This is a genomic window from Streptomyces sp. WAC 04229 (genome assembly GCF_003947455.1).
Taxonomy (GTDB): Bacteria; Actinomycetota; Actinomycetes; order Streptomycetales; family Streptomycetaceae; genus Streptomyces.
Genome location: NZ_QHJH01000087.1, coordinates 1 through 26,750, shown reverse-complemented (window position 1 = coordinate 26,750; position 26,750 = coordinate 1). Strand labels below are relative to the sequence as shown.

The window sequence follows — 26,750 nt, the reverse complement described above, 5'->3', positions numbered from 1 at the left end:
TGCGGGCCGTGTAGTGGGGTGAAAAAGTCGTGACGGTGCTGCCGCCGGCGAGGGTGCCCTCCGGCGGGCTCAGGGTGTCCCCGGTCAGCTCCCGCGCCGCTCCGGCCAGCGCCTCCAGCACGTCCGCCGCCCCGGCGCCGAGGTCCAGCGGCGCACGCCGCTCCCCCACCACCGTTCCGTCGAGGTCGACCAGTACCGCCCGCAGCTCGTCCCGGTCCAGGTGGACGCCGACCGCGTGGCCCGCCTCCGGCACCAGGCGCAGCACCGTCCGCGGCTTGCCGCCCGTGGACGCACGGCGTCCGGCCTCGGCGGCCAGGCCGTCCGTCCGGAGGCGTGCGGTGATCTTGCTGACCGCCTGCGGGGTGAGCCCGGTCCGCTCGGCGAGTTCGAGCCGGCTGATGCCCGCCGGGCCGGCCCCGCGCAGCAGGTCCAGGACGAGGGCGGTGTTGTGGCTGCGCAGGGCGAGCAGGTTGGCCCCGCCGGAGCCGCCCCGCATGCCGCCGCCCAGGCCACCGCCCGCCGCCGTACCTCCGCCGTTCGCTCCGTTCACGCCCCCATTGTCTCCGGCGCTTGCACTTTGGCAACACCGTTGCGAAAGTGGGGGGCATGACTGGTACTCCCCCCGCCCACGCCCCCGGCGGTCCGCTGCGCGTCGGCCTCGTCGGCTACGGCCTCGCGGGCTCCGTCTTCCACGCCCCGCTGATCGCCGCCACCGAGGGCCTGACCCTGGACACCGTCGTCACCTCGAACCCGGAGCGGCAGCGGCAGGCCCGCGCCGAGTTCCCGGACGTACGGACCGTGGCGAGCCCGGACGAGCTGTTCGACCGGGCCGCCGAGCTGGACCTCGTCGTCGTCGCGTCCCCGAACAAGACGCACGTGCCGCTCGCGACGACGGCCCTGAAGGCCGGTCTGCCGGTCGTGGTGGACAAGCCGGTCGCGGGCACGGCGGCCGAGGCGCGCGAGCTGGCGGCGCTGGCCGAGGAGCGCGGCCTGCTGCTCTCCGTCTTCCAGAACCGCCGCTGGGACAACGACTTCCTGACCCTGCGCGAGCTGATCGCCGAGGACGCCCTGGGCGACGTGTGGCGCTTCGAGTCGCGCTTCGAGCGCTGGCGGCCGAAGCCCAAGGGCGGCTGGCGCGAGTCCGGCGACCCGGCGGAGATCGGGGGCCTGCTCTACGACCTCGGCAGCCACGTCGTGGACCAGGCCCTGGTCCTGTTCGGCCCGGTCGCGCAGGTGTACGCCGAGTCCGTCGTCCGGCGCGCGGGCGCGGAGGCGGACGACGACACGTTCATCGCCCTCACCCACGCCAGCGGCGTCCGCTCCCACCTCTACGTCTCCTCCACCGCCGCCCAGCTCGGCCCCCGCTTCCGGGTGCTCGGCTCGAAGGCCGGCTACGTCAAGCACGGGCTGGACCCGCAGGAGGCGGCGCTGCGCGAGGGCGCCCGCCCCGGCCCCGGCTGGGGCGAGGAGGACGAGGCGATGTGGGGCCGGCTGGGCTCCGGCGAGTCCCCGGTGACCGGCGGCGGGGACGCCGCGCCGACCGTCCCCGGTGACTACCCGGCCTATTACGCGGCCGTGGCGAAGGCCCTGCTGGAGGGCGGCCCGAACCCGGTGGACGCCCGGGAGGCGGCCGACGCCCTGGACGTACTGGAGGCGGCCCGCCGGTCCGCCCGCGACGGAGTGGTGGTGGCCCTGTGAGCGCCGGACGGAACGAGACGCCCGTACCGACCGTGGCGGAGCTGGAGGAGCAGGAACGCCGCCTGGTCTTCCGCCGGTTCACCCACGACGACGCGTGGGCGCTGGGCTCCCTGCTGGTGGAACTGGCCCGCGAGCGGCAGGCGCCCGTCGCCATCGACATCCACCGCGCCGGGCAGCAGCTCTTCCACGCCGCGCTGCCCGGTTCGACCCCCGACAACGACGCCTGGATCGCGCGCAAGCGCCGGGTGGTGGAGCGGTACGGCTCGGCGTCGTACCTGGTCGGCTCCCGGTTCCGGGCCAAGGGCACGACGTTCGAGGAGTCCTCCCGGCTCGACCCCGACCGGTACGCGGCGCACGGAGGCTCCTTCCCGGTCACGGTGGCCGACGTCGGCGTGGTCGGCTCGGTGACGGTGTCGGGGCTGCCGCAGGTGGACGACCACCGGCTCGTCGTGGAGGCCCTGGAGCGCTTCCTGGGCGAGTAGCCCGTACGGCCGCCGCCCGCACGGCGGCATCCGGGAATCAAGACCCGCCCCCTCCGGTTGGCACGCGGTGTACGCATGACGATCACAACGCCCCCGGAGGGATCGCGGCTGATGAGCGACACGAAGGCTTCTTTGCGGGAATCGGTCGGACGGTACGGCGTCTGGAGCGTGCAGCTGCGCGCCGACGGCCCGTCGGGGGCCGCCGAACGCGCCGAGGCGGCGGCCGAGCTGGAGCAGCTCGGCTACGGCGCCCTGTGGCTGGGCGGCAACACCTCCGCCGCGCACGCCGCCCCGCTGATCGAGGCGACCTCACGACTCGTCGTCGGCACCAGCATCCAGAGCATCTGGGAGCACGAGGTGGCCGAGACGGCGGCGAGCTTCTCCGAGCTGGAGGTGTCGCACCCGGGCCGCTTCGTGCTCGGCCTCGGGGTGAGCCACGGCCCGCGCGTGAAGGAGTACAGCCGCCCGTACTCGACGATGGTCGACTACCTCGACGGCCTGGACCGGGCCGGAATGCGGTCCGGTCACCGGGTACTGGCCGCGCTCGGCCCCAAGATGCTGGACCTCTCCCGGGACCGGGCCGCGGGCGCGATCCCGTACCTGGTCACCCCGGAGCACACCGCGCAGGCCCGCGAGCGGCTCGGCGAGGGGCCGCTGCTGGCCCCGGAGTTCAAGGTGGTCCTCGACTCCGACCCGGCCCGCGCCCGCGCGACGGCCCGCGCCTACCTCGCCCGGTACCTGGAGCTGCCGAACTACACGAAGAACTTCCTCAACCTGGGCTTCACCGAAGACGACGTCGCCGGCGGCGGCAGCGACGCCCTGATCGACGCCGTCTTCGCCTGGGGCGGCGAGGCCGCGATCCGCGCCCGGATCGACGCCTTCCTCGACGCGGGCGCCGACCACGTGGCTCTCCAGGTGGTGGAGGACGACATGACGCGGACTCCCCGGGAGGGCTGGCGGCAGCTTGCCGCGCTGCTGGGCTGAGCGGTCATCGGTGCCCCGAGCTGACGCTGATCGTCTCGCAGTGGAACGGCACTCTGCACGAGCCGCCGTACTGGGTGCTCCAGTACGGCGGCATCGCGCCCTGAGCCCGTCCGAGCCCGCGGGGCGTCAGGCGTCCTTCAGCTCCTGCCGCTGCCGTCCCAGCCCGTCGATCTCCAGCTCGACGACGTCCCCGGCGCGCAGGTACGGCTTCGGCTCGGGCTGCCCCATCGCCACCCCCGCCGGCGTCCCGGTGTTGATGACATCACCGGGACGCAGCACCATGAACTGGCTGACGTAGCGCACGACCTCGCCGACGGGGAAGATCTGGTCCGCCGTCGTCCCGTCCTGCCGCAGCTCGCCGTTCACCCACAGCCGCAGCGGCAGCCGCTGCGGGTCGGGGACCTCGTCGGCGGTCACCAGCCAGGGGCCCAGCGGGTTGAACGTCTCGCAGTTCTTGCCCTTGTCCCAGGTGCCGCCGCGCTCGATCTGGAACTCCCGCTCCGACACGTCGTGCGCGACCGCGTACCCCGCGACGCACGCGAGCCCCTCCTCCGCCGACTCCAGGTAGCGGGCCGTACGCCCGATCACGACCGCCAGCTCCACCTCCCAGTCGGTCTTGACGGAGCCGCGCGGCACGAGCACGGTGTCGTGCGGCCCGACCACCGTGTCCGCCGCCTTGAAGAAGACGACGGGCTCGGCGGGCGGCTCGGCCCCGGTCTCGCGGGCGTGGTCGTGGTAGTTCAGCCCGATGCACACGACCTTGCCGATGTGCGCCACGGGCGGCCCGACGCGCAGCCCGGCGCCGTCCAGTGCGGGCAGTTCACCGGCCTCGGCGGCGGACCGTACCCGGTCGAGCGCGGCGGAGTCGGCGAGCAGCGCTCCGTCGACGTCCGTCACCACTCCCGACAGGTCACGCAGGATCCCGTCGGCGTCGAGCAGCGCGGGTCGCTCCGACCCCGCCGTACCGACTCGCAACAGCTTCATGATCCCCAACTCCTCGGTCTCGGGCAGCCCGCCCGACGAGGTGCGGCCTGGGTGCGGCAGGGACGCGACGCCATCGGAGGGTTGGTCGATCCTCCAAGGTCAGGGTCCACTCCGCAATACCCGGTTCACGTACTGGACCGTAGCCTCACCGGCCCCGGAGCCTCACCGGTACAGGACGGCCCGCTCCGCGACGCTCCACGTGGTGCTGGTGACGACGTACAGCGCGGCGGCCAGCGGCACCACCGCCACGGTGACGAGCGTGAAGAAGGACATGAACGGCATGACGCCGGTGATCGCCCCGAGCCCCGGGAGCCGCTGCCCGTCCGCCTCCGCCTCCGGCAGCAGGGGACGGTCGGCCATCGTCCGCTTGGTCAGCCGGTAACTGAAGAAGGCCACCCCGGCGACGAGGGCGAACAGCGCGGCGTACACGAGACCGGCGCCCCCGAAGGGCCCGCCGTCGGCGAGCGCGTCGGCCCACCGCCCGCCGAGCGGGGCGGCGAGGAGCCGGTGGGAGAGCAGCGCGTTGGCCTCGCCGCCGATCGAGGTGCTGGAGAAGAGGTGGTAGAGGAGGAAGAAGGCGGGGATCTGGCACAGGCTGGGCAGGCAGCCCGACAGCGGGGACACCTTCGCCTCGGTGTGCAGGTCGAGGACGGCCCTCTGCAGCCGCTCGGGGTTCTTCGCGTGCCTGCGGCGCAGTTCGGCGATCCGCGGCTGGAGTTCGGCGCGCGCCTTCTGCCCGCGGGCGGCGGCGCGGGACAGCGGGTGGACGAGGAGCCGTACGAGGGCGGTGAACAGGACGATGGCGGCGGCCGCGGCGGAGGCGCCGAACAGCGGCTGGAGCAGGTCGGCGAGGTGCTCGACCAGGCTGGCGAAAACGGACATGAGTGGGTGAGCCCTCCGAGGGTCTCGTCGTGCCGGGACTGGGACTGCGGCATGACGACACGCCCCGCGCGGGGTGGCTTCCGTGTCTTCGGTGGCCTCGGTGAATCCGTGGCTTCGGTGAAGCGGGTGCCCTACGCGGTGGTCGCCGGGAGGGCGTGTCCGGGCGCTCGGGGCCGGCGGCGGCCGGCGGCGTCGGGATCGCGTTGGGGCAGGAACGCGGTACGCAGGTCCCGGTCCCTGATGGCCGTACGCACCCGGGTCGGCGGCACGGCGGGCACGCAGCGCGCGGCGATGACGGCGCAGACGGCGAGCGCGGAGCCGACGGCGGCGGTCGCGGCGAGCGCGACGGTCGCGGAGAGGCTGCCCACGTCGACGAGCGCGACGGGGAGGAGGACGAGCAGCAGGACGAGCAGGGGGCGCGGGACGGCCCGTTCCTGGGTCATCGGCGGCTCCCCCTCTCCCCAACCTTCTCGTACGCGCGTTTGCCCCAGTTATACAGGACTTGGCTCGTGCAGGAGGTGGCGCGGGCGCTAAGCGGGATCGGCCGCCGGCGGCTGCGGCTCGGTCTCGACCGGCTGGAGCAGCCGGCGCGGTCCGAGCAGCGCCCGGCTGACGGGGTCGGCCGGGTCGGGGTCGAGTCCGGGGCCCGGCTTCATGTGGATGTCGCGGACGGCCACGACCTTCCCGCAGGCCGGGCAGTCGCCGTACCAACGGAGTTCCGTGCCGCAGTCGGCGTGCCAGAAGGTGCGCAGCGGCTCCCCGCCGAGATGCTCGCGCCCCCAGATCCCCAGCGCCCGCAGGGCCGGCCAGAGCGCGATGCCGCGGTCGGTGACGACGTACTCGTCCCGGGGCGGCGACTCCTGGTACCGGCGCTTCTCCAGGATGCCCTCGGCGGTGAGCGCCTGGAGGCGGTTGGCCAGGACGGCGCGCGGGATGCCGAGGTGGACGAGGAAGTCGTTGTAGCGCCGGACGCCGTAGAGCGCGTCGCGGATCACCAGCAGCGTCCACCGCTCGCCGACGACCTCCAGCGCGCGGGCGATCGAACACTCCTGTGCCGCGTAGTCCTTGCCCAGTGCCATGCCGTCCACTGTAGCCACTTTCCCCGTTGTCGGTTCATTGACCGAACTGATGATGCTAGGTTGACCGCGTGGTCGGTTCATTGACCGAACCAACACCCCCACACCCCCACACCCCCACACTCACACCTCACGCGTCACGCACCACGACGCATCGAATCGAGAGGGCGGGCAGCCATGACCGACACCGGCACGGATCCCGTGCGAACCGCAGTCGTCCCGGAGGGTCCAGGCACCGACCGGGACTCCCCGCCCCCGCACCCCGGCCGCACCCTGGCCCTGACCAGCGCGGCGACCGCCGTGGCCCTGATGACGTACACCGCGCCCATGGTCACGCTCCCCCAGACGGCCGCCGCCCTGCACACCCCGGTCTCCGCCCAGGCCTGGCTGCTGAACGGCACCCCGCTGGGCCTGGCCGCGCTGCTGCTGGTGGCCGGCAGCCTGGCCGACGACTACGGGCGCCGCCGGATCTTCGTCTCCGGCACGCTGGCCCTCGGCATCACCACGGTGCTGGGCGCGTTCGCGTCCACCACCTGGCTCTTCACGCTGGCCCGCATAGCGCAGGGCGCGTCGAGCGCGGCGCTGCTGGCCAGCAGCCTCGGCCTGCTCGTGCACGCCTTCCCGACGCCCGCGGGGCGGCTGCGCGCGACCGGCGTGTGGGGCGCCTTCGTGAGCGGCGGCATCGCGACCGGCCCGCTCGTCGCCGGGGCGATCCCGGACTGGCGGGTGGCGTACGGGGTGCTGGGCGCCGTCGCCCTGGTGGTGGCGGGGCTGGGGACGCGGGCCCTGTCGGAGTCGCGGTCGCCGCGGGGTGGCCGGCCGGATCTCGCCGGGGCGGTGACGTTCGGGGCGGCGCTGGTCGCGCTGGTGGCCGCGCTGACGCTGGGACGGGAGGGCTGGCTGCGGGCACCGGTCGGGCTGCTGCTGGCGGCCGCCGTACTGCTGGGCGCCCTCTTCGCCGTACTGGAGCGCCGGGCGGCCACCCCGATGATCGACCTGTCGCTGCTGCGCCGCCCGCGCTTCCTGGCGTCGTCCGCGGGCGGGCTGTTCACGGGCCTCGCGATGATCGGCCTGTTCAGCTTCCTGCCGGCGCTGCTGCAACAGGCGCTCGGCCTGTCCGCGCTGGACACGGCCTGGCTCTTCCTGGTCTGGTCCGGCCCGTCCTTCGTGGTGTCCCTCCAGGCCCGCCGCATCGCCCACCGCGTCTCCCCGCGCCTGCAACTGGCCGCCGGCTTCGCCCTGCACGCGGGCGGCGCCCTGTCGATGCTGGGCGCGGTGGACGCGGGCTCCTGGCACCGGCTCCTGCCCGGCCTGGTGGTGGCGGGCGTGGGCAGCGGCCTGGTGAACGCCGCGCTGCCGCTGCTCGCGGTGGAGTCGGTGCCGGTCGGGCGGGCGGCGATGGGCTCGGGCGCGCAGCAGACGTTCCGCTACATCGGCTCGTGCGCCGGGGTGGCCCTGACGATCGCGATCGTGACGTCGGCGGGCGGCCTGGGCCGGGGCGCGGACACGGCGCTGTGGGTGTCGGCCGGGCTGGCGGTGGCGGCCGGGGTGCTGGTCGGGGCCCTTCGGGAGCGGGACTGACCCGGCGGCGGCCGAACCGCCCGGTGGCCCGCCCGTGCGCCGCCGGTGTCCGCCACCCGGGTGCCTGACCTTCGTCACCTCCCGGCAGTACGGTGTCCCCCATGCGCCCCGACACGCCCGCCGAGAACGTCGACCACGCCGCCGAAGCGGCCCGCCTGGAGCGGACCGCCGGCCTCTACCCCGAGGACGCGGAGGCCCTGTTGCTGCGCGCCGCGGCCCACCTGGAGCTGTCCGGCGACCGCCCCGCCGCGACCACGCTCTACGACCGCCTGCTGTCCTCCGCCCCCGGCTCCCCCGAGCTGGAGAACCCGTCCCTGGTCCGCGCCCTGAAGGCGTCGAACCTCTGGGAGTACGACCACGAGGCGGAGGCCAGGGCGATCATCGACGGGGTCCGCGCGGCGGCACCGCGCGACCCGGCGGCCTGGGTGATCGTGGCCGAGGCCCTGGAGTCCCACGACGAGCTGGAGGCGGCGCACGAGACGCTCACGGAGGGCGCCCGCCTGCTCCTGGCGGACGGCGCGGAGCCCCCGTACCCGACCCACCCGCTCCTCTACGGCCGCCACCGCGTCCGCAGGATGCTGGGCCTGCCCCACGACGAGTGGGACGCCTTGGCCGACACCCTCCACACGATGCCGGTCTCCCTGGACGAGCTGCACGACCCGAAGCGGGTCTGGTCCCTGGGCTCGGACGACCCGGCGGACCTGGAGGCGGAGATCTCCCGTCTCCGCGCCGAGCTGGGCGCCTACCGCGAGGCCCTGTCCCGCCCCTTCCCGGTGGCGATGCTGCACTGGCCGGCCGGCGAACTGACGGAACTTCTGGAGGCGTACCCGGCCCTGGCCGCCGAGTACCCCTCCTACGAGGAGCACCTGGCGACGATAGAGGCGGCCCTGCGCGAACTGGCCTCGTCCGGCACCCCGAACCTGGGCGTGGTCCCGGGCACGGTCCCCTCCTACGAGGCCTTCGCGGCGTCGGAGAGCGCGTCCCCGACCGACCCGTCCCTGCTCCCGCAGTACGCGACGACACTGGCGGCCCGGGGGCTGGCGGTCGCGTGGCCGCCGCAGCGGGGGGCGGATTGCTGGTGCGGGTCGGGGCGGGCGTACGGGGAGTGCCACGGGCAGGACGTCGCCGGGGGCCGATGAGATTCGGGACCGCCGGGTGTCTACAGGTGCGAGAGCCTCGCCGAGAGCCGCACACCGCGGGGCGGGGCGCCGGAACCCGAGCAGACCTGGGAGACACGACATGAGCACCGAGCAGAACGGCTTCTCCTACACCCTGACCCGCACCCTGGACGCCCCCGCGGCCCAGGTCTGGCGGGCCTGGACCACCCCCGACCAGTACGCCCAGTGGGCCTACGCCGTCCCCGGCACCGTGGAGATGGACGTCCGCCCCGGCGGCGCCTGGAAGGCCACGATGCGCACGCCGGAGGGCGCGGAGTTCCCGTTGACCGGTTCCTACATCGAGGTCGCCGAGCACTGCGCCCTGACCATCGGCATGGACGTCCCGGGCCGCCCGGACCCGGCGACGATGACCGTCGAACTCACAGAACAGGGCCCCCGCAACACGGTCATCACCCTCCACCAGACCTGCGACACGAAGGAGGAACGGGACGGCGCGGAGCAGGGGAGCAACATGCTGCTGGACGGGTTGACGGGGTTTCTGGCGGACGGGGCGAAGGGCTGACCGTCCCTCTCCGACCGCGCCCGCTGGCCAGGGCCGCCCCGGCGTCGCGAGGCGTGAGCACTTCGCAGTGAAGGGTTCACGCCTCACTCCATTGCAGGGCGGCACCTCCGACAGGGCGGATCACACGTCGATGGCCTCACGAGCATGGCTCACGAACTGCTCCCGCTTCTTCGACGCGTGATTGAGGAAGCGCCGGATGCGATACGAATCATTGGCCTCCAGCGCGTCGCCGACTTCCCGCCCCACGATCCTCGCCTCGATCGCCGCGACACAGGCGGACAGGGACTTGGTCAACTCACCAGCCATCCGCGCCAGTTTCTCCGGACCTTCCCGCACCTGCCGCTGCCCCGCTATCCCGGCGATGGCCGCCGCCAGCGCAGTCCCCACCACACCGACTCCGGCACCCAGAACCGCTGCTGTCCCTGCGTCCACGGGACGAGGGTCTCAGCAAGGCCCGTGCAGTGGGACGGATTCGGCCCGTTGAGGCCGTCGTCAGCCGGACCATCGGCTGGTGGATTTCGGACGAACCCCCCTTCTCCACAGTTCAACTGCCTCTATGTCCGACCTTTGCAGTACCGTCACATGAACCACCGATCCGGAGGGCCCGTCACTCGTTGAGCAGGCCCAGACCTGTGTACAGAGGAAGCGCCATGCCCTACGAGCCCGGCACCGTCTGGCAGTACGAGGTCCCGACGACCGGCAGCACCCATCTGCCCCCGGACGCCGGCTACGGCAAGGCTTTGACCAACCAGGGCTACGGCTTCGAGGTTGCAGTCGCCGACCTGATCGACAACTCGATCGACGCTGGCGCCGACAAGATCGTCGTGCATTTCCTGCGTGACACCAAGCGGATCCTGACTCTGCTGGTCATCGACAACGGCGGTGGCATGGACGATGCCGGCCTGGACACCGCCATGACAGTGGGCCGACGCCGCGAGTACGGCGAGAGCGCCCTTGGTATGTACGGCACAGGCCTCAAGGCTGCTTCGCTCTCTCATGCGGCGTCGCTCACTGTGGTCAGCCGCACCAAGCGCAGTCGCGCCGCGGGGCGCCGCCTCACCGCGGAGGGCATTCAGGACAGCTTCCGCTGTGACACCGTCGACCCTCGCTACGCCCAGGAACTCATAGACCGGTACGACGGCGTCATCGAGTGGCACGGCACGATTGTGCGCTGGGACCAGGTCCGGGTGTTCGAGACCGTGACGCCTGGTCAGAGCGACCAGTTCCTGTCGAAGGCGATTGCCCGCCTGGAAACCCACCTCGGTCTCTACCTGCACCGCTTTCTCCAGGATGGCCTCAAGCTCGACATCGCCGTATGGGATGTGAGCAGCGGTGAGAGCCTCCTCGGTGAGGAGGTGGACCACATAGCCGTCGAGGCACTGGACCCCTTCGGCTACAAGGTGCCTGGGAAGGCCCGCTATCCCCGGACGTTCACAGCCCCCGTAGAGGGTCTGGGAGACGTACAGCTGACGGCGCACATCTGGCCGGCCAAATCGAAGCAGGCTGGGTTCCGGCAGATCGGTTCCCTGACGGACCGGCAGGGGTTCTACTTCTACCGGAATAACCGGCTCGTCCAGGCTGGCGGCTGGAACGGTCTCCGCAACCCTGAGGGGCACCTGGCGCTGGCCCGCGTGGCAGTCGACCTTCCGGGTCACGAGAGCAGCGTGCTGAGTCTTGACGTGAAGAAGGAGAGTGTCACTGTCACGCCCGCCTTCACGCTCGGAGTCGAGGATGCTCTCGATGCGTCCGGCGGGACTTTCCGGGGATATCTCAGTGACGCGGAAGCCGCCTACCGCGACGGGGCGAAGCGCACTGAGATCGTCCGGCGGCCAGTGACTCCTCCAGGGAAGGGGATGGACCCGAAGATCAAGCGGGTCATCAAAGAGGAACTTCCGGAGAAGCCGGGTGAAGAACCGATCGCTTTCACATGGGCGATGCTGCCGCCGGACAAGTTCTTCGACCTGGACCGCGAGAACAACTCCGTACTCCTTAACAAGGCCTTCCGTGGTGACTTCAACGATGGGAGGCGCGGAGGAAGCAACGACGCACCCGTCACGAAGGCCTTGCTCTACCTGCTGCTGGAGGACTGCTTCGGCCTCGGCCGCTGGGAGCGGAGCCGCCAGGACCGAGTGGACTACTGGAACACCATCCTCCTGGCCTCCGTGCGGGTACAGCAAGACCGCCGGACACAGGCTGCCGACTGACCCGGTCCGCTCTCGCCCGCACCGCTCTGGCCCCTGACCCCAGGAACGAACCATGACCAACACTCCCCCTGGCATGCTCCTTGATATCCACGCCGACGCCCTGGCGGGTATGAGCATCCTGCCGCGGCCCTTCCAGAGGTGGGCAGAACTCGCCGCAGAGGACCGTCAGCCGGACGCAGACCTCGGGGAGGACCTCTTCCGGTCGCTTCTCATCAGCGGCAACGAAAACCTGATCGCGCTGTGGTCCCGCCACCTCACTGCCTGGGATTTCGCGGAGGGTCCCTCATGGGGTGAAGGCTCCGCCGCCCGTACCGAGGAACGGCGCGTCGTGGTGTACGAACGCCTCCAACTCGGAAACGAACTGCGCAAGGCCCTGGACGAAGCTGTCCCGGTGGCCAGGATCCCGGGCGAGACCGTCATCACGCGGGAGTTCACCCCGTGGTACACCCCTGAACGTGCAGCGGCCCGGGCTTTCTACTGGACCTCCTACGAGCAGAAACTCCGCGACAAGGGATGGTCCGAAGCTGCTATCGCCAGTCTCGACCAGGCGAGCCGCTCAGTCGTCGAACGTCTCACTGATCCTGAACAGGAATCTGCCAGGCAGGCGAAGGGTCTGGTCGTCGGTTACGTCCAGTCTGGAAAGACAGCAAACTTCACCGGAGTGGCTGCCAAGGCCATCGACGCCGGGTACCGTCTCGTGATCATTCTGGGGGGAACCCTCAACCTACTCCGCGCCCAGACCCAGCGCAGACTGGACATGGAGCTGATCGGCCAGGAGAACATCCTGCGCGGCGCGGACGTCGCAGACGTGGACTCTCTGGTGGGCGTGGACTACGTGGGTGATGACGAAGGCTGGCAGGATTTCGTGCGCCATGGTGGCCGTCCGTCCACCCTGGGCGCGTTCGACATCGAGCGGCTGACGACACGGGAGAACGACTACAAGAGCCTTGCCCAGGGCATCCGGGCACTTGAGTTTGAAAAGCGCTTCCCCGCCCGCCCGTTGCACGATCCGACGAACATCCATCACGCAGCGGCGCGCGTTCTTGTCGTGAAGAAGAACAAGTCCGTCCTCACCAAGCTTGTCAAAGACCTCAAGCAGATCCACGGGATCCTGGGAGAGCTTCCGGCTCTCATCATCGACGATGAGTCCGATCAGGCTTCAGTGAACACTTCGGACCCGAAGAAGTGGGAACGCGGGAGCACGGAGCGCACGGCCATCAACGGCTTGATATCCAAGCTTCTGGGACTGCTGCCGCGAGCCCAGTACGTGGGGTACACCGCGACACCGTTCGCCAACGTCTTCGTCGATCCCGGTGACGATATGGACATCTTCCCCAGCGACTTCCTGATCTCACTGCCACGCCCGGCCGGGTACATGGGCGTTCAGGACTTCCACGATCTGAACTCACCTGTCCCAACGGCAGAGCGCACCTACGCCAACTCCCAGGAGAAGGCGCACGTACGGGGCATCTACGACTCCGCGGATGACAGACTGCAGGAGGCCATGGACGCCTTCGTCCTGTCTGGCGCCCTGAAGCTCTACCGGGCAGACCACGGCGTACCCGACGCAGCCTTCCGGCACCACACCATGCTCGCCCATGAATCAGTACGTCAGGACGATCACGCTGACCTGGCGCTGCGTATCAGCTCTCTGTGGCATCAGGCGGGCTACAGCTCCACGGCAGGACACGAACGTCTTGCCGCACTGTGGGAGACGGATTTCGCGCCAGTGACAGCAGCACGTGCAAGCCGTCTGCCCGCACCATCCTCGTACGCCGAACTGCGTCCATATGTCCACGCCGCGCGCCAGCGCATTGGCAGCGGAGGCAATCCTGTCATAGTCGTAAACGGGGACACCGACCGCTACTTCGCCCAGCTCGACCTGGACTTCGACCGGACGCCGAACGTCTGGAAGATCCTGGTGGGCGGCACGAAACTGTCCCGCGGCTTCACCGTCGAGGGGCTCACCGTCACCTACTACCGCCGGACCACTCAGCAGGCGGACACACTCATGCAAATGGGGCGGTGGTTCGGTTTCCGTCCCGGATACCGGGACCTGGTCCGGCTGTACATCGGCCGTGAAGAGCCGTTTGGCCGCGGCAAGTGCGTCGACCTCTACGAGGCGTATGAAGCCGTCTGTCGCGACGAGGAGAGCTTCCGGGAGCAGCTGGCCCAGTACTCCGCCACGGTGGACGGAGAGCCTCAGGTCACGCCGGTTCAGATCCCGCCTCTGGTCGCCCAGCACCTGCCATGGCTGAAGCCCTCGGCGCGGAACAAGATGTTCAACGCGGAACTCGTGGAGATCCGGTCGCCGGGCCGGCCCATCGAGCCCGCCGCCTACCCTCTCAACAGCGCCACCAACAAGCGCAACACCGAGCGCTGGCGGCCGCTGCTGCACGCGCTGAGCACGCCACTGTCTTTCAGCAATCCTCCGGATTCCTCGAGCGCACTCACCCGCACATTCACCGCGCTCACAGCCACCGTGCCGCATGGTGACCTGGTGGGGGTGCTGACACAGCTCGAGTGGGAACGGCCACAGTACTTCGACCCGCACCTGACGTACCTCCGCCAGCTCGACGGCACCCTCGCCAAAGTCGATGACTGGCTTCTCGTCTCGCCCCGGCTCGCCTCGGACAGTCGCATCGAAGCCAGCGTCCTCGGCTCGGCCCCGCTGTCCCTCGTCCGACGGAGTATCCAGGCCGGCAAAAGCTCCTTCGGCCGTATCGCCAGTGTCGAGCACCGCACCGCGGCACAACGGCTCATCGACGAGGCCGCTGCCGGGTCAGGCCGGGAGGTCGGGCCGAGAACCGGCGTCGCGCTGGTCTACCCGGTCGTGGAGGGGGGCAGCGTCGAAAGCGTCCGGGCAGCCGTGCGTAACGGCGCCGCCGACCCGTCCAAGGTCGTCATGGCCTTCACCCTGATCCCGCCCAAGTCAGCCACTAACGCAGACCGCCGCCTGGTGCGCTTCCGGGCCAAGGACTCACGCTTCATCAACGAGGCCACCGTGCCGGTGCCCCAGTCCTCGTGAACGCAGGACGCCTGCTGCTCTGCAGCAGGCGTTGCACTGAGGACCTTTCGCCGTGCGCGCTTCCCACGCCGACTCACCATTTTAGGGCTGGAATTGCTTCCCTTCGACGAAAACGCCAACGTTCAAGCGACCCTGATCGCACAGGATTCAGACGTGAGGAAGGTCGCTGATCACATCCTTTCCCTCGACCCTGACGGAAAGAGATTCGCCGCGGTCCTGCGCGACACGATTGACCAATTGCTGAACGGCGAGACGACCGGCCGATACGCCTGGGAGCAGCTCTTCAAAACGGAAAAGACCCATGCCGGCACTCTTGTCGAGATCAACTTGCAGCGTGAGTTCAAGTTCGACGACGGTGCAGACGTAGGTTCACACGGCCAGCACCCGATGGACTACAAGATTCTCGGCGTGGACGTGGACTGCAAATTTTCTCAGGATTTCGGCGGATGGATGGTCCCGCCTGAGGCCATGGGGCATCTCTGCCTTCTGGTGTGGGCAGACGATCTCAAAAGCAAGTGGAGCGCCGGCATCTTCCGAGTGCGCGAAGAATGGCTAAATACGGGGAGCAACCGCGACAAGAAGCTTACGTTGAAGGCAAAGTACCGCATGGACAAGGTGCACTGGCTCTGGCATGAGGAAGCACTCCCAGAGAACGTACTCCTCCATCTCGGCGATGCCACACGCAAGCAAATTCTCCTTGAGGGACCCCGCAAGGGACAGCAGCGAGTCATCGAATTGTTCCGAAGGGTGCAGAACCGCCGTATCGGGCGGGGTGCCATACGGACCGCCGCGAAGCAGCTGGATTACATGGCACGCCTACGGGAAGGCAAGGGACGGGCTCGCACAGTGCTCCGCGAGGAGGGCATCGTCATTGCTGGCCCTTACAGCAAGCACCGGGATATTGCATGCCGCATCGGGGCAGAAGTTCCCCAGCGGGGGGAGTTTGTAAGCTTTCGGGTAGCTGAGGCCATGCCTCACCATGGCGACCGCCCATCTGTTGAACTGGACGGGCGCCGCTGGGTCCTTGCGGGGCCGGAGGACCCGGTGATAACAGCGCCACTCCTACCGAAGGTCACTGGTGAAGAAGAAGCCTGACCAGGCAGACAGCGACAGGGGCACGCAGGCAGGCAAGCCCGTCGGCACTGCAGCCTGGGTGCCCCCCGTCGGTTCCTGGGCTTCCTCAGCCGCGCGACGGCGCAACATGCAGGCGATCCGCAGCCGGGACACCACACCTGAACGCCTGATCAGACAACTGGTTCACGCGCAGGGCCTGCGCTATCGGGTGGCCGCGAGACCGCTCCCCAAGCTTCGCCGGACGGCTGACATGGTCTTCCGTCCGGCGAAGGTGGCTGTCTTCATCGACGGCTGCTACTGGCACGGCTGCCCTGAACACTATGTGCCGCCGAAAACCAACTCTGGCTACTGGTCAGACAAGGTCGCGCGGAACGTAGCTCGTGATCGTGACACCGACCAGCGCCTCACGGCGGAGGGCTGGACGGTGCTCCGGTTCTGGGAACACGAACCGTCGGACGAGTGCGCCGCCCGCATTGCTGCAGAGGTGGAAAGGCGCCGCCACGCCGAACGGAAGGATCCGCCGAGCAGTTAGTCAGTCTGCGCATCCCGCTCTCGGGCTGCTTTGAGTACTTCGATGATCGACTTGCCGACAGCTCGGGCTACTGGCGGCGGGAAGGCGTTCCCCACCTGGCGGTACTGCGCGGTCTTCCCGCCTGAGAAGTCCCATTCCGGCGGGAAGCCCTGGATGACAGCAGCCTGCCGAACCGTGAGCATCGGGCCGTCGGCACCGAACAGGTCACGTTCTTCGCTGGCCTTCTTTTCGCAGGCCTCGATGTCGTTGGCGACTCCCATGCCGGAGATCCCGAGCTGCTTCCAGGCCGCCTTGGCACGGCTGGGCCCGAGGTCTGCGCCGCCATGCTTCTTCGACCCGCCGACGAGCGTGGGAGCGACGCCTCCGCCCTTTCCTTTGAGTTCGGCGTCGCGTTCCAGAGCCTTCTTGAGCCATCGGTCGAACCCCTGGCGGGCGCGTTCCCCATGCACGCCGTTGAAGTACCGCCCGTACCGCTCTCGCATGGACGGCTCCAGGCTTACTGCGACACTGACCGGATCCTCGTGCGTGGGCGCGGGCCACTCATACTTGAGATCCTCGATAACGTCATCCCGGAACGCGACGAGGATCGCACGCGGACGGAGCTGGGGGACGCCGAAGTCACTCGCTTCCAGAACGTCCCACCTGCAGACGGTGTACCCGAGGCCGTCCTCACGGACCGTCTGCCCGTCGTCCGCCCGGTACGTGCCGCCCTCAAGCCGCGCCCTGATCCAGTCGCGGTAGTCCGAGAACTTCGGATCCATGATCCCGCGAACGTTCTCGATCATCACTGCCCGAGGCTTCAGCTCCTCGACCAGTTGCAGCATGCGGGGGAACAGATCACGTTCGTCGAGCTTCCCCAGTTGCTTGCCCGCGTGAGAGAAAGGCGGGCAGGGCACGCCGCCAGCCAGGAGATCCAGCCCGTTCTGTGCCAGCAGGTCGGCACCCTTGTGCAGGTCCTGGTGCGGCTCGAACTTAGTGACGTCGGCCGACAGGACGTCGCAGTTCTCTCGCTCCCAGGCCCACACTTCATGGTCTTCGATGTTGAGGCGCAGGGTCTCAACCGCGTACTTGTCGATCTCCACCAGTGCGAGGTGGCCGAATCCGGCCTGGTGGAGCCCGATGGCCTGTCCTCCGGCGCCTGCGCAGATCTCGATCGACGTGAAGGCGGGTTCCCTTCGCTCCTCCGTCGCGGGCTTCGGTTCAGTTGTGCGGGTCATGCCCCCTCCTTACAGTCGTGCAGCGGCAGACACACCTTGCAGTCCACCATCACTGAGGGTGACAGACCCCACTGACAACAACGAGACCTGACCAATTTTGCAGCACGTCTCACGGTTCGCCGGACACACCTCACGCCACAACGAACACACATACGATATTCCACATGCGGATACCTGCCTGGACCGAGGACGAACTCGTGCTGGCCGGAGCCCTCGTGGCGCGGAACGGCTGGCGTGAACTGCGTACAGGGGATCTTGAGGTCCAGAAGTTGTCGGAACTGCTCCGTTCGCTGCCGCTGCACGAACCTGAGGCGCGCACGCTGCCGTCCTTCAGATCCGTGGACAGCGTGAGCCGCAAAACGACGGATTTCATGACAAACCACCCGGGATACACCGGCAAAGCGACCCGCTGCGGCAGGCTCACGCAGCTCATGATCCAGGCCTTCATCGCACGGGAAGCCGACATGCTCCAGGCCGCGCAAGCCATTGAGGAAGGCATCGGGTCGGGCGAGCTGCACCTGCTTCCCGCACAATCCGACGAGGTCGATGACACAGGCACATCTGCCATTGAAGGACGCCTTCTCGTCCGACGGGCCCTGGCCCGCGAACGGAACCCCCGGCTCCGGGCTCAGAAGATCAAGCACGTTCAACGTCAGGGCAAACCGCTCCGGTGCGAAGTCTGTGCGTTCAGCTTCTCTGACACGTACGGCGAACTGGGCGAGGAGTACATCGAAGTCCATCACCTCACCCCCCTTCACGTCTCCGGAGCAGTCGAGACCCGGTTGGATGACCTCGCGTGCCTGTGCGCAAACTGCCACCGCATGTGCCACAGGGCCCGCCCCGGAGAATCCTGGCGCACGCCGGCTGACCTTCGGGAGCTGATGTGCAGGCCGAGCAACAAGACGGACGGACACTAGGCAGCTTCCCTCTCGGCTTCGAAGTGCCTCTGAGCCAGGTCCAGCACATCATCCGGGTCCCGCCCGCGCTCCGACGTCCAGTGCAGCAGGTCGGCGATAAGCTCGATCACCGACTCCTCGAAAGCCGCTTCCCGTAGGCGCCCCTCCCGAGCCGTGCCGCTGTCGGTCTGATAGCTCTCCAGCGCCGCCACGGCACGCTCGACTCGGCGGCACACCATCTCGGAGCCCGGCCTGATCTCGCACCACACCGCCTTGCCGACACCGGTGCGGACGGCCCCCCAGTCCAGCGCCATGGCAGCAAGCATGTGCAGTCCACGGCCACACTCCTCGTCACAGTCGGCGGCTCGCAGAGCGGGCAGCGATCGGCTCTTGTCGTGCACCTCCACGCGTAGCCGCCTGCCCTTCAACTCAAGGACCAGAGTCGCCGACGCGCCTTCACCCACGTGCTTGATGACGTTCGTCGCCAGTTCCGTGACAACAAGTTCCGCCTCCTCACAAGCCACCGGGATGCCCCACTGGCCGAGTTGGACAACGACGGCTCTCCGAAGCAGACGCACCTCTGACGGCAGGGCTTCAAAGGGCAGAACGCAGCGGCGTTCGCACCTTGCGGCGTCAGTACCGGGCATACGCACTCCTCCATGCCGCGCCACGCCCATGCTGAACCCACCGTGCTCTCACGGCTGCAATGCGTAGCGCTCTGTGAGGAGAGAATGGCACAGAGAAGTCTCGCCATGTAACTTCTCATCAATATCTATCGAGTGAATCCCGTAGTGGGCCGCCAGCGGCGATGCCTAGCCTGTTCACGCCCCCGAGCAGGCGCCGGGGGTTCTGCGCAGAGGAGTCACATGCCCGCGAGGACCACCACACGCCGCCGCCAACTGGGGGCGACGCTCCGCAAGTTGCGTGCTCATGCGGGTATGACGCTGGAAGAAGCCGGACGGCTGGTAGGCGTATCGAAGGCAACGGTCAGTCGGTACGAGACGCAGGCTGGCCCGGTGAAGTGGATCGTCGTCGACGCACTGTGCCGCGAGTACGGAGCGTCGGACGCCGAGCGTGAGGCTGTCGTGCGGCTGGCCAAGGACGCCAAGCAGCAGGGCTGGTGGAACTCGTTCGCCGACTCCATCCCGGAGAGCATGAACCTGCTGCTCACCCTCGAGGACGAAGCGGTACGCGAGAACCACTTCTCCTGCGTCTACGTCCCCGGTCTCCTCCAGACGCGCGCGTACAGCACCGCTCTTCAGCGGGCCAACGAAGTTCCCTTGTCACCGGATGAGATCGAACGGCTCGTGGACATCCGCATGAAACGGCAGGAGATCCTCACCCGTCCGAAGCCACTACGCCTCTGGGCGATCATCGACGAGTCCGTCATCCGTCGCGTTGTCGGGTCACCGCAGACGATGAAGGAGCAGCTGGACCGGCTGCTCGCGGCGAACGACTCGCCTCACACCAGGCTCCAGGTGCTCCCCTTCGCGAAGGGCGCCCATGCCGCGGCCCTCGGAAGTTTCGTCATGATTGGCGGCGTTGAGCCGGCGCTCGACGTCGTGTACGTCGACTTCCACACCGGGTCCCTCTTCCTGGAGAAGGACGAAGAACTGGAGCGCTACCGGCTTGCGTTCGAGTACCTGCGCGCACAAGCGTTGGACATGGAAGCTTCGTCCGCCCTGATCCACCGCGTCCGCAAGGAGCTGTGAATGTCCCTCGCTCTCCAGGCTGCCTCCGCCCCCGTGTGGTTCAAGTCGTCATACAGCGGTGGCAACGCCACCGAGTGCGTCGAGTGCGCCTACGCACTGGCTCGAACCCTGATACGCGACTCAAAGAGCCCGGACGGCCCTGTCCTCTCCGTAGGCACCGTTGCCTGGCGTCACTTCATCGGCGCGATGTACCGGGGCTTGTGAACCCAAGGCTGGGCTCGTAGAAGTTCGTGCAAGTAGCTGGCACACCGAGCTTCGACCGCGCAAGCCTGGTCATCTCGACACACATGAACGCCGCCTGAGGGCATCATGGCGCTGCACCGCCTGGGCAAGGACCCGGAGAGTCCCAACAACGGCTCTCCGACGGTGTACCTGGACGACAAAAGCGGGAACTACATCCTGCAGGGCTGGCGAGTCACAGATGCTGAGCGCCTGGCTCAGCTGGACATCCCGGGGCACAAAACGGTGATCGAGTTCCCCAGGCGCATGATGCGGTTCTTCCCGGAGATAGGCGGGGGGCCGCGCCGATGTTTGAGGAGCTCCTCCGCTCAGCCCGGCACAGCGCCTATCACCTGGAGATGCGCGATGCCTACGGCCTCGATGCGGACTACCGCGAGTGGTCGGAGGGCCACTGTTTCGACCCGGCGGAGCGCTGGCCCTGGTGGATCGAGCTCGTCTCCTCGACGGTGGCTCGCGGCGTGGCCGTGCAACGCGCCCGCCTCGTCTCCGAGCCGCGGTCCACCTACACCCGCTACGAGTACGAGCTGACCAGCGGGCACAACGTCAAGGCCGGTGAAGACGTCCGCTGGCTGCCCCGCGGGCAAGCTTCGGACCTAGCACTGCCGGGGAACGACTTCTGGCTCTTCGACGGCAGCGCCGTCCTGTTCAACCACTTCGCCGGAGATGGGAGCATGACGGGCGAGGAACTAGTGACAGACCAGACCGTCGTCGGCCTCTGCTCCTCCGCATTCTCCGCAGTCTGGGAGCGAGCAGTCCCCCATGAGGAGTACCAGCCGGCCTGACAACGACCGCCCCGCCACACTCCGTGTCCTCGTCATCCAGCAGGCCAGGGAGACCTTGGGCAAGCGACTGCGCGAGATCCGGAAGGACTCCGGTCTCACCGCGCGGGAGCTTGCCTCCAGGGCGGGCTGGCACGAGAGCAAGTGCAGCCGCATCGAGAACGGACGTACGCCACCCTTCGACGACGATCTGCGTATGTACACGCTGCACTGCGCCGCGGCCGACCAGACGGCCGACCTGATCGCCACAGCTCGCAACAGAGACGGGGCTTACTTCGAGTGGCGGCGTATGGAGCGCTCCGGACTGCGTCGCGCCCAGGAATCGGTCATTCCCTTGTGGGAGCGGACTCGCCACTTCCGGGCGTACTCGGCGTGGCTCATACCCGGACCGTTTCGGAGCGGATCACGGCCGCGACCGAGGAGGCCTTCCACTTGCGGTTCCTCGCCCAGGGTGTCGTACCGGACGCGCACCTGGTCACCCTCGACGGGGTGCCGCACCTCATCGACGTGGTCTCCGGGTCCGTCGCCACGCTCACTCCCGACGGTGGGGCCTGGAGTGTCCGGGAAGGCGGCCCGCTGAAGTTGTGGAGCCGGATCGAAGACTTTATCGACGCCTTCGACGCAGCGGGACGGCCCGGACCGGAGACGTTCACCCTCCGGGTGAACGGCGACGGACAGCGGCTGCTGCATGCGGGCCTCCCCCGGTTGCGGCTGCCCGTGGGCTAGTCGCCCGGGCAGCCGCGTGCGGGGCCCCTCGCGAGGGGCGGTCCGTCAGACCCCGGTCAGGTCGAACGTGCCCGTACCGTCCTGCCTGCCGCTGGAGTACTGGCGTATGAACTCCCCGTCCGCGTACCGGTCGTAGCCCATCATGGAACCGGTGTACTTGTTCTGCACACCGATCTTCGAGCTGCCGGGTACGTCGCGGTATATGTAGAACCGCTGGAGGTCGTCCTCCGCACAGGGGACCGTCATCAGTACCGCTCGTTCGGTGGCCGCGTTCTGCTCAGGGATGGTCGCGCAGCCGCCGTTGCCCCAGTTCCACAGGGACGCCTCGATGACCCCGTTGCGCTCGCTCACATTGCACAGGCGCCAGTTGTCCAGGTGGGCGCTGAAGATCGTCGAGGGCCGCAGCCGGACACCGTCGTCCGCCAGGAGCGGCGCACCCCAGGACAGGGGCTTGCCGGGTACGGCGATCTTGTACGCCTCAGCCGAGCAGTCGAGGGCGGCCCGCGCGCTGTGACCGGTGGCCCTGGGCTGTTCGGTGGAGGTGCCGCTGGTGGGGGCCGGGTGCGGCGCGGGGCGGGCCGGCTTCTGCTGCGCCGTCTGCGCCACCGCGCCCGCCGGGTGGTCGGCCTTCGCGGCGGCCGAGCCGCAGTCGAGGAGGGCTTGTGCCCTGGCCATGATGCTGTCGGCGGGCACGCTGTCCTGGCAGCGCACCGCGCCTTCCTCAAGGGTGGTGAAGGTGGTGAAGCTGCCATCACCGGGGCCTTCGGTCCACTCCAACGTCCAGCTGCCGTCGTCCTGTTGGGCGCGGTTGCAGTTGAGGCTGCCGTACGTTCCGGTGACCTTCTTGGTGCCCTTGTAGAAGCCGTAGTAGCCCGGCTGGGTCAAGTTCCAGGTGACCGAGTTCGACTCCTTGCTGGTGGAGGTGTACTCGAGCTTCACGTCCAGGCCGACCGTCGCCTTGACGTTGCTGAGCGCCTCGACGGCGAAACTGGTCTCGATCGTGTCGTTGAGGCCGACGGAGACCGCGATGACCGTCGTGGTGTCGGTACTGACGGTCTGCTGGCCGGTGGTGCCCTCGGTGACGTACCAGCCCTTGAAGTGGGTGATCGTCGGGGACACTTCGGTGGTCTTGATGTACGGGTGGCGTGTGCCCAGGTCGGCCGCCGTACAGCTGTCGCCGGGCCGGGGCGCCGCCATGTCGGTGGGTGCCGCGGCAGCCGGTGAAACGCCAAGACTCATGACGGTGACCGCCCCAGCGGCCGCCGTGGCGGTCACCGCCATGAGTGATCTGCCGAGGCGACTGACGGGTCCTGTGGAGCGCATCGTTGCCTGTTCCCCCCTGCTCGCGTGGGTCCGGTCGGGGTGAATGTAGCGGCCACACAGGGCGGTGGTGTGAGACCCGAACTAGCCACAAATGATCACGGAGGGGCCTATTCCGCCCCTGGCCCTTGCATGGGGGCAGGACAGCGGGACCGGAAAGCCGGGCCGCGATCAGTCCGCCCACGGCGAAGAAGGCGGCCGACCACAGGAAGCTCGTTCCGCACCGTCCGCGAAGTGTTTCTCCGCCGCACCCCTGCCGTTCGCCACACCCGGCTACCTTCGCGTGGCCCGGTCCGGCCGCAGGAGAGGTATGTCCATGAGCACCCCTGTCCACCGCACCTCGAAACAGCGGTCCGTAGCCGTTCCGACGCCGGACCGGCAGCGTCGGGAGGGGAGCCGAACCGGGGGTACGTCCGCCAGCTCGACGGAGCTCTCCCTCCTCGAGATGCAGTCCCGCGCCGGTAATCGAGCGGCCACCGCGGCCGTGCAGCGGGCCCGGGGCGCGGACAAGGGCAAGGCGCCGGAGGCGGCCGGTGCCGGGGGCGGCGGGGCGAAGACGCGGAAGGACTACCGGGACCGGATCGCCGGGCTGCTCGACCGGTTCAAGAAGAACCTCGAACCCATCGACACCTGGATCAAGGGCGTCCAGACGCCCACCAACGCCGGCTTCACCCAGCAGGCCGCCGTCTCGGCCAACGAGGGGCTCAAGCACTCCGCCGCCGCCTCGGGGACCTCCGCCGCGTCGGGGAACCTCCTCACCGAGGCCGCCGGGACCGTGGTCAGCGGCATGGACGCGTACAAGAGTATGAAAGACGCCAAGAAGGCCGGGGACGGGGCCGAGCACCACACCGCGAACAAGAGGGCCAAGACCAAGGGGACCGACGCGGTCGTCGGTGCCGCCGGTTCGGGGGCCTACAGCGCGGCCATCGCCAAAGAGGTGACGAAGATCCAGAAGGCGGCCGACGCCGCCGTCGCCTCCGAGGCGAGCGGTGTCGCCAGCGCCGCTGTCGCCGGGATGAAGAGCGTCCGGTCCCTGTTCCGGGTCGGCGGTGCGGCCCGCAAGTACAAGCGGGTGAAGGAGCTGGGCGATCCGCATCTCGTCCACGCCGAGTCCCTGGCCCGGCTGAACGAGTCCCGGGAGCACGCCAACTGGGCCGCAGCGGAGGCGTACGTCGCGTTGGACGCCTACTGGAAGCAGGAGGGCGAGGGACGGCTGGAGCTGATCGGCGAGGCCGTCGACGCCGCCTGGGAGGCGATGGGCGAGGCCCGTGACGCCGCCGAGACCCTCCAGCAGGCCGAGAAGAACGTGGAGAGGCTCAGCACGGTCCAGGGGTACGCCAAGAAGAAGCAGCTCACCAAGATCGGCAAGGAGACGATCGGCGGCGCGATGGGTGAGTCCACCAAGGCCGCCGCCGGAGTCGTGACCGCGGTCGCGGCGGGGACGGCCGGGCTCGCCTCCAATCCGGTCGGCTGGGGCCTCGCCGGAGCCGGCGCCGGACTCGTCCTCGGCGTCACCCTCTACAAGGCCCTCCGCGCCGCCACGAAGCGCTACGAAGAGGTCCGCCACCCGGAGGTCTGGGCGAAGGAGGGCGAGACCCCTGCCGAGGCGGCGTCCCGCAAGGAGTCGCTCCAGCACGCCCTGAAGTTCTGGAAGAAGGTGTCCAAGGGCGAGCGGGCGGCCATGGCGCGGGAGATCTACGCCCTCGCCGCGGGGCCCGACATCGCCGGGAGCGGCGGTACGACCGAGGAGATGCGGCAGTCCGGCATGTCCCTGCTCATCGCGCTCAAGTCGGGCCCCGTCGACCACAAGCTCGACGAGGAGGCGTGGGTGGCGAGCCTCAACGCCCCGTCCAAGACGGCCGGCTGGATCAAGGAGATCGCGGAGCAGCTGGCGTCGGGGTGACACACGGCGGGGGGACCGCCCTGCGTCCGGCATATACCAGGGTGCTATCCGGCAAGGCGAACCCCTTTTCAGCCACATGGAGTCGGCTGCCATCCGCGCATTTTTCGCCCCAATCCCCCGGCGGCCCCAGTTCGTGGTCACGAGGCCGGCACGAGGCGTGAGCACAAGCGGTAGGGTCCCTTCCCGTACGTCGAACGACGGTCGTGGGTACGGGAGTTCGAGGTGGGTCGGGGCCCTCGCGGTCCGGGGTGCCTCGGGTCCGCGCCGTCGTCACCCCCCAGCTCGTACAGGCCTCGTGTGTTGCTTGGAGACCCATGTCGTGCGTCGCCCTCACCGTCCCACGGATCGCCGGCTCCTCGGCGCGCGGTGGTCCCGGGAGACAGCACCGGTTCTCTTCGGCCTGTTGACGACCGCCGGCCGTGCCACGGGCGTGGCGGTGCGTCGTCCCACGCCTCGCGCTCCGCGCCTTCGCGCCGCCGTCCGCCGGTCTCGGCCCACCCCCACCGACGGCTTCCCATCCGTGAGGACCTGATGACTGAACTGATAGTGAGCGCCGCCGCGTTGCTGGCGGTGGCCGGAGTCGGGGCCGCGTGGTACTTCCGGCGCAAACGCGACGAGGCCCGGCGCCGGGCCGAGCAACTGCGCGAGCACGCCGACCGGCTCACCCTGCAACTCGTCGCGGCGGAGCAGTGCGTGGGACACCTCGCGGCCACCGTCGTCCCCGCGGTGGCCAAGGGCGGTGAAGGGCCCGACGGGGGCGGGCTCCACGTGCCGGCGCCGCTCGACGGGACCCCGCTCGCCGAGCGGCTGCGTGCCGTTCCCGGGGCGGTGGCCTCGGCCGTGGCGGACGTACGGGGGCAGGAGCGGGCGGCAGCCGCCCATGCCGCGGCCCAGGCCGCCGAGCGGGTGCGGCAGGACACCGAGCGGCACGTCGCGCAGGTGCGGCACGAGTCCGTCGGCGTGGCCCGGGCCGCCGTGCGCGGCTTCGCCAACAACGTCGTGGCGCGGTCGGCGCGGCTCGGCCGGGCCGTCAGCCAGGGCGTACGGCGGCACATCTCGGACGAGGCGTACGCGACGCTGGTGGAGATCGACCACCTCGCCCAGCAGATGCTGCTCACCGCGTCGGGGTACTCCGTACTCGCCGGGGACAAGCTGTCCCGGCGCTGGCCCGCCACCTCGCTGACCGACATCACGCGCGCGGCGATGGGCCGGATCGAGGGGTACGAGCGGATCAAGCACCCCGAGATGGGGTCCGTGGTCGTCGAGGGGCGCGCGGTGGAGGCGGTCGTGCACGCGCTCGCCGTCCTGCTGGACAACGCGCTGCGCTACTCCCCGCCCGCCGCCAGTGTCCACGTCTCGCTCGAACAGGGGCACCACGCCTGCTTCCTGATCGTGGACGACGCCGGGCTGCGCATGGACGACGAGCGGCTGCTGTGGGCCGGAAACGTGATGTCCGGCGAGCAGCGCGACGACATCACCCGGCTCGGCGCCCACCCCCAGACCGGGCTGCGCGTGGCGTCCCTGCTCGCGGAGAACTACGGCTTCCGCGTCGAGCTGACCGCGCCGAACATCTACCAGGGGACCCGGGCCATGGTCGTCCTGCCCAAGAACCTGCTCGTCGATCCCGCGGCGTCGGCGGGGAGCGGGGCGGGGACCGCCGCCGCGGCTGTGGCGGGAACGGCGACGGGGTCCGCCACGGGGACGGCTCAGCCGGTCGCCGCGACCGCCGCCCCCTCGGCCGCCGTCGCCGGG

General features: G+C 69.4%; 26 protein-coding genes and 2 pseudogenes. 19 read left to right on the top strand and 9 right to left on the bottom strand.

The genetic code is table 11. The annotated features are described in order from the left end of the window. On the bottom strand, positions 1–496 hold a 496-nt coding region (locus DMH12_RS22460), incomplete at its 3' end, for a winged helix-turn-helix transcriptional regulator (protein ID WP_260474305.1). A gap of 110 nt (positions 497–606) precedes the next feature. Here DMH12_RS22460 and DMH12_RS22455 point away from each other — a divergent pair. The 3 genes from DMH12_RS22455 (at position 607) to DMH12_RS22445 (ending at position 3,164) form a co-directional block, all read left to right on the top strand. Further along, positions 607–1,698 (top strand): Gfo/Idh/MocA family oxidoreductase, encoded by a 1,092-nt coding sequence (locus tag DMH12_RS22455; RefSeq protein WP_125493295.1) that lies wholly within the window; start codon positions 607–609, stop codon positions 1,696–1,698. Beyond that, on the top strand, positions 1,695–2,180 hold the full coding sequence (locus DMH12_RS22450; protein ID WP_125493294.1) for a heme-degrading domain-containing protein: 486 nt from the start codon (positions 1,695–1,697) through the stop codon (positions 2,178–2,180). Before DMH12_RS22455 ends, DMH12_RS22450 begins: the two co-directional genes overlap by 4 nt. Before the next feature lie 111 nt (positions 2,181–2,291). Then, on the top strand, positions 2,292–3,164 hold the full coding sequence (locus DMH12_RS22445; RefSeq protein ID WP_125493293.1) for an LLM class F420-dependent oxidoreductase: 873 nt from the start codon (positions 2,292–2,294) through the stop codon (positions 3,162–3,164). A 126-nt stretch (positions 3,165–3,290) separates the two neighbouring features. On the opposite strand, the gene DMH12_RS22440 is transcribed toward DMH12_RS22445, so the two are convergent. The 4 genes from DMH12_RS22440 to DMH12_RS22425 form a co-directional block, all read right to left on the bottom strand. After that, positions 3,291–4,148 (bottom strand): fumarylacetoacetate hydrolase family protein, encoded by an 858-nt coding sequence (locus DMH12_RS22440; protein WP_125493292.1) that lies wholly within the window; start codon positions 4,146–4,148, stop codon positions 3,291–3,293. A 162-nt stretch (positions 4,149–4,310) separates the two neighbouring features. Further along, a complete protein-coding gene (locus DMH12_RS22435) occupies positions 4,311–5,030 on the bottom strand; it encodes a YidC/Oxa1 family membrane protein insertase (protein WP_125493291.1) in 720 nt (239 codons plus the stop codon). Positions 5,031–5,161: 131 nt separating this feature from the next. Then, positions 5,162–5,473, bottom strand: coding sequence for a DUF6412 domain-containing protein (locus tag DMH12_RS22430; protein WP_125493290.1), 312 nt, complete (start codon positions 5,471–5,473; stop codon positions 5,162–5,164). A gap of 87 nt (positions 5,474–5,560) precedes the next feature. Continuing rightward, positions 5,561–6,109, bottom strand: coding sequence for a helix-turn-helix domain-containing protein (locus DMH12_RS22425; RefSeq protein WP_185832470.1), 549 nt, complete (start codon positions 6,107–6,109; stop codon positions 5,561–5,563). Positions 6,110–6,283: 174 nt separating this feature from the next. Between DMH12_RS22425 and DMH12_RS22420 the strand changes: the two genes are divergently transcribed. The 3 genes from DMH12_RS22420 to DMH12_RS22410 all read left to right on the top strand — a co-directional run bounded on the left by DMH12_RS22420 (position 6,284) and on the right by DMH12_RS22410 (position 9,367). Then, positions 6,284–7,687: an MFS transporter gene (locus tag DMH12_RS22420; protein WP_125493288.1), complete on the top strand. Its 1,404-nt coding sequence runs from the start codon at positions 6,284–6,286 to the stop codon at positions 7,685–7,687. A gap of 101 nt (positions 7,688–7,788) precedes the next feature. Continuing rightward, positions 7,789–8,826 carry an SEC-C domain-containing protein gene (locus tag DMH12_RS22415; RefSeq protein ID WP_125493287.1) on the top strand — a complete coding sequence of 346 codons (1,038 nt, stop codon included), beginning with the start codon at positions 7,789–7,791 and terminating at the stop codon, positions 8,824–8,826. Between the two features lie 100 nt (positions 8,827–8,926). Beyond that, positions 8,927–9,367 carry an SRPBCC domain-containing protein gene (locus tag DMH12_RS22410; RefSeq protein ID WP_125493286.1) on the top strand — a complete coding sequence of 147 codons (441 nt, stop codon included), beginning with the start codon at positions 8,927–8,929 and terminating at the stop codon, positions 9,365–9,367. A 120-nt stretch (positions 9,368–9,487) separates the two neighbouring features. Here DMH12_RS22410 and DMH12_RS22405 read toward each other — a convergent pair whose 3' ends face one another. After that, a complete protein-coding gene (locus DMH12_RS22405) occupies positions 9,488–9,799 on the bottom strand; it encodes a hypothetical protein (protein ID WP_125493285.1) in 312 nt (103 codons plus the stop codon). 218 nt (positions 9,800–10,017) lie between these two features. Between DMH12_RS22405 and DMH12_RS22400 the strand changes: the two genes are divergently transcribed. The 4 genes from DMH12_RS22400 (at position 10,018) to DMH12_RS22385 (ending at position 16,205) form a co-directional block, all read left to right on the top strand. Beyond that, positions 10,018–11,571: an ATP-binding protein gene (locus DMH12_RS22400; protein ID WP_125493284.1), complete on the top strand. Its 1,554-nt coding sequence runs from the start codon at positions 10,018–10,020 to the stop codon at positions 11,569–11,571. A 52-nt stretch (positions 11,572–11,623) separates the two neighbouring features. After that, a complete protein-coding gene (locus tag DMH12_RS22395) occupies positions 11,624–14,599 on the top strand; it encodes a Z1 domain-containing protein (protein WP_125493283.1) in 2,976 nt (991 codons plus the stop codon). 93 nt (positions 14,600–14,692) lie between these two features. Continuing rightward, a complete protein-coding gene (locus tag DMH12_RS22390; RefSeq protein ID WP_125493282.1) occupies positions 14,693–15,694 on the top strand; it encodes a NaeI family type II restriction endonuclease in 1,002 nt (333 codons plus the stop codon). Between the two features lie 58 nt (positions 15,695–15,752). Beyond that, positions 15,753–16,205, top strand: coding sequence for a very short patch repair endonuclease (locus tag DMH12_RS22385; RefSeq protein WP_260474304.1), 453 nt, complete (start codon positions 15,753–15,755; stop codon positions 16,203–16,205). Here DMH12_RS22385 and DMH12_RS22380 read toward each other — a convergent pair. Then, positions 16,202–17,422 carry a DNA cytosine methyltransferase gene (locus DMH12_RS22380; RefSeq protein WP_125493281.1) on the bottom strand — a complete coding sequence of 407 codons (1,221 nt, stop codon included), beginning with the start codon at positions 17,420–17,422 and terminating at the stop codon, positions 16,202–16,204. The two genes, DMH12_RS22385 and DMH12_RS22380, sit on opposite strands and share 4 nt — an antisense overlap. A gap of 164 nt (positions 17,423–17,586) precedes the next feature. On the opposite strand from DMH12_RS22380, the gene DMH12_RS22375 reads away from it, so the two are divergent. Continuing rightward, positions 17,587–18,339 (top strand): HNH endonuclease, encoded by a 753-nt coding sequence (locus tag DMH12_RS22375; RefSeq protein ID WP_125493280.1) that lies wholly within the window; start codon positions 17,587–17,589, stop codon positions 18,337–18,339. On the opposite strand, the gene DMH12_RS22370 is transcribed toward DMH12_RS22375, so the two are convergent. Continuing rightward, a complete protein-coding gene (locus DMH12_RS22370) occupies positions 18,336–18,965 on the bottom strand; it encodes an ATP-binding protein (RefSeq protein WP_125493279.1) in 630 nt (209 codons plus the stop codon). The two genes, DMH12_RS22375 and DMH12_RS22370, sit on opposite strands and share 4 nt — an antisense overlap. Positions 18,966–19,184: 219 nt before the next feature. Here DMH12_RS22370 and DMH12_RS22365 point away from each other — a divergent pair, with 219 nt between their 5' ends. From DMH12_RS22365 to DMH12_RS22340, 6 genes and pseudogenes are all read left to right on the top strand, one after another. Then, on the top strand, positions 19,185–20,030 hold the full coding sequence (locus DMH12_RS22365) for a helix-turn-helix transcriptional regulator (RefSeq protein WP_125493278.1): 846 nt from the start codon (positions 19,185–19,187) through the stop codon (positions 20,028–20,030). Next, the gene (locus tag DMH12_RS22360) at positions 20,031–20,234 is read left to right on the top strand and encodes a DUF397 domain-containing protein (RefSeq protein ID WP_125493277.1); all 204 of its coding nucleotides are present in this window, start codon (positions 20,031–20,033) and stop codon (positions 20,232–20,234) included. It abuts the gene before it with no gap. 105 nt (positions 20,235–20,339) lie between these two features. Beyond that, positions 20,340–20,549, top strand: a pseudogene (locus DMH12_RS39885) (hypothetical protein); the annotation flags it as partial. 8 nt (positions 20,550–20,557) lie between these two features. After that, positions 20,558–21,052 (top strand): DUF6879 family protein, encoded by a 495-nt coding sequence (locus DMH12_RS22350; protein WP_125493276.1) that lies wholly within the window; start codon positions 20,558–20,560, stop codon positions 21,050–21,052. After that, positions 21,030–21,239, top strand: a pseudogene (locus DMH12_RS39880) (helix-turn-helix domain-containing protein); the annotation flags it as partial. The gene DMH12_RS22350 and the pseudogene DMH12_RS39880, both read left to right, overlap by 23 nt. Before the next feature lie 182 nt (positions 21,240–21,421). Continuing rightward, entirely contained in the window at positions 21,422–21,775 is a 354-nt protein-coding gene (locus tag DMH12_RS22340) for a hypothetical protein (RefSeq protein ID WP_312023965.1), read from the top strand. Positions 21,776–21,820: 45 nt separating this feature from the next. Here the strand turns inward: DMH12_RS22340 and DMH12_RS22335 are convergent, their stop codons facing one another. Next, positions 21,821–23,098 carry a hypothetical protein gene (locus DMH12_RS22335; RefSeq protein WP_125493275.1) on the bottom strand — a complete coding sequence of 426 codons (1,278 nt, stop codon included), beginning with the start codon at positions 23,096–23,098 and terminating at the stop codon, positions 21,821–21,823. A gap of 442 nt (positions 23,099–23,540) precedes the next feature. Between DMH12_RS22335 and DMH12_RS22330 the strand changes: the two genes are divergently transcribed. Both DMH12_RS22330 and DMH12_RS22325 read left to right on the top strand, forming a co-directional pair. Next, positions 23,541–24,998 carry a hypothetical protein gene (locus tag DMH12_RS22330; protein ID WP_260474290.1) on the top strand — a complete coding sequence of 486 codons (1,458 nt, stop codon included), beginning with the start codon at positions 23,541–23,543 and terminating at the stop codon, positions 24,996–24,998. Between the two features lie 531 nt (positions 24,999–25,529). Next, a partial coding sequence (locus tag DMH12_RS22325) for an ATP-binding protein (RefSeq protein WP_260474288.1) occupies positions 25,530–26,750 on the top strand: 1,221 nt, incomplete at its 3' end.

What these genes read in the sequence shown, in the direction of transcription:
- DMH12_RS22335 (WP_125493275.1), bottom strand. Translation starts at nt 23,098, where the DNA reads ATGCGCTCCACAGGACCCGTCAGTCGCCTCGGCAGATCACTCATGGCG.
- DMH12_RS22415 (WP_125493287.1), top strand. Translation starts at nt 7,789, where the DNA reads ATGCGCCCCGACACGCCCGCCGAGAACGTCGACCACGCCGCCGAAGCG.
- DMH12_RS22445 (WP_125493293.1), top strand. Translation starts at nt 2,292, where the DNA reads ATGAGCGACACGAAGGCTTCTTTGCGGGAATCGGTCGGACGGTACGGC.
- DMH12_RS22350 (WP_125493276.1), top strand. Translation starts at nt 20,558, where the DNA reads ATGTTTGAGGAGCTCCTCCGCTCAGCCCGGCACAGCGCCTATCACCTG.
- DMH12_RS22365 (WP_125493278.1), top strand. Translation starts at nt 19,185, where the DNA reads ATGCCCGCGAGGACCACCACACGCCGCCGCCAACTGGGGGCGACGCTC.
- DMH12_RS22455 (WP_125493295.1), top strand. Translation starts at nt 607, where the DNA reads ATGACTGGTACTCCCCCCGCCCACGCCCCCGGCGGTCCGCTGCGCGTC.
- DMH12_RS22375 (WP_125493280.1), top strand. Translation starts at nt 17,587, where the DNA reads ATGCGGATACCTGCCTGGACCGAGGACGAACTCGTGCTGGCCGGAGCC.
- DMH12_RS22435 (WP_125493291.1), bottom strand. Translation starts at nt 5,030, where the DNA reads ATGTCCGTTTTCGCCAGCCTGGTCGAGCACCTCGCCGACCTGCTCCAG.
- DMH12_RS22380 (WP_125493281.1), bottom strand. Translation starts at nt 17,422, where the DNA reads ATGACCCGCACAACTGAACCGAAGCCCGCGACGGAGGAGCGAAGGGAA.
- DMH12_RS22395 (WP_125493283.1), top strand. Translation starts at nt 11,624, where the DNA reads ATGACCAACACTCCCCCTGGCATGCTCCTTGATATCCACGCCGACGCC.
- DMH12_RS22420 (WP_125493288.1), top strand. Translation starts at nt 6,284, where the DNA reads ATGACCGACACCGGCACGGATCCCGTGCGAACCGCAGTCGTCCCGGAG.
- DMH12_RS22400 (WP_125493284.1), top strand. Translation starts at nt 10,018, where the DNA reads ATGCCCTACGAGCCCGGCACCGTCTGGCAGTACGAGGTCCCGACGACC.
- DMH12_RS22330 (WP_260474290.1), top strand. Translation starts at nt 23,541, where the DNA reads ATGCAGTCCCGCGCCGGTAATCGAGCGGCCACCGCGGCCGTGCAGCGG.
- DMH12_RS22430 (WP_125493290.1), bottom strand. Translation starts at nt 5,473, where the DNA reads ATGACCCAGGAACGGGCCGTCCCGCGCCCCCTGCTCGTCCTGCTGCTC.
- DMH12_RS22440 (WP_125493292.1), bottom strand. Translation starts at nt 4,148, where the DNA reads ATGAAGCTGTTGCGAGTCGGTACGGCGGGGTCGGAGCGACCCGCGCTG.
- DMH12_RS22410 (WP_125493286.1), top strand. Translation starts at nt 8,927, where the DNA reads ATGAGCACCGAGCAGAACGGCTTCTCCTACACCCTGACCCGCACCCTG.
- DMH12_RS22360 (WP_125493277.1), top strand. Translation starts at nt 20,031, where the DNA reads ATGTCCCTCGCTCTCCAGGCTGCCTCCGCCCCCGTGTGGTTCAAGTCG.
- DMH12_RS22425 (WP_185832470.1), bottom strand. Translation starts at nt 6,109, where the DNA reads ATGGCACTGGGCAAGGACTACGCGGCACAGGAGTGTTCGATCGCCCGC.
- DMH12_RS22370 (WP_125493279.1), bottom strand. Translation starts at nt 18,965, where the DNA reads ATGCCCGGTACTGACGCCGCAAGGTGCGAACGCCGCTGCGTTCTGCCC.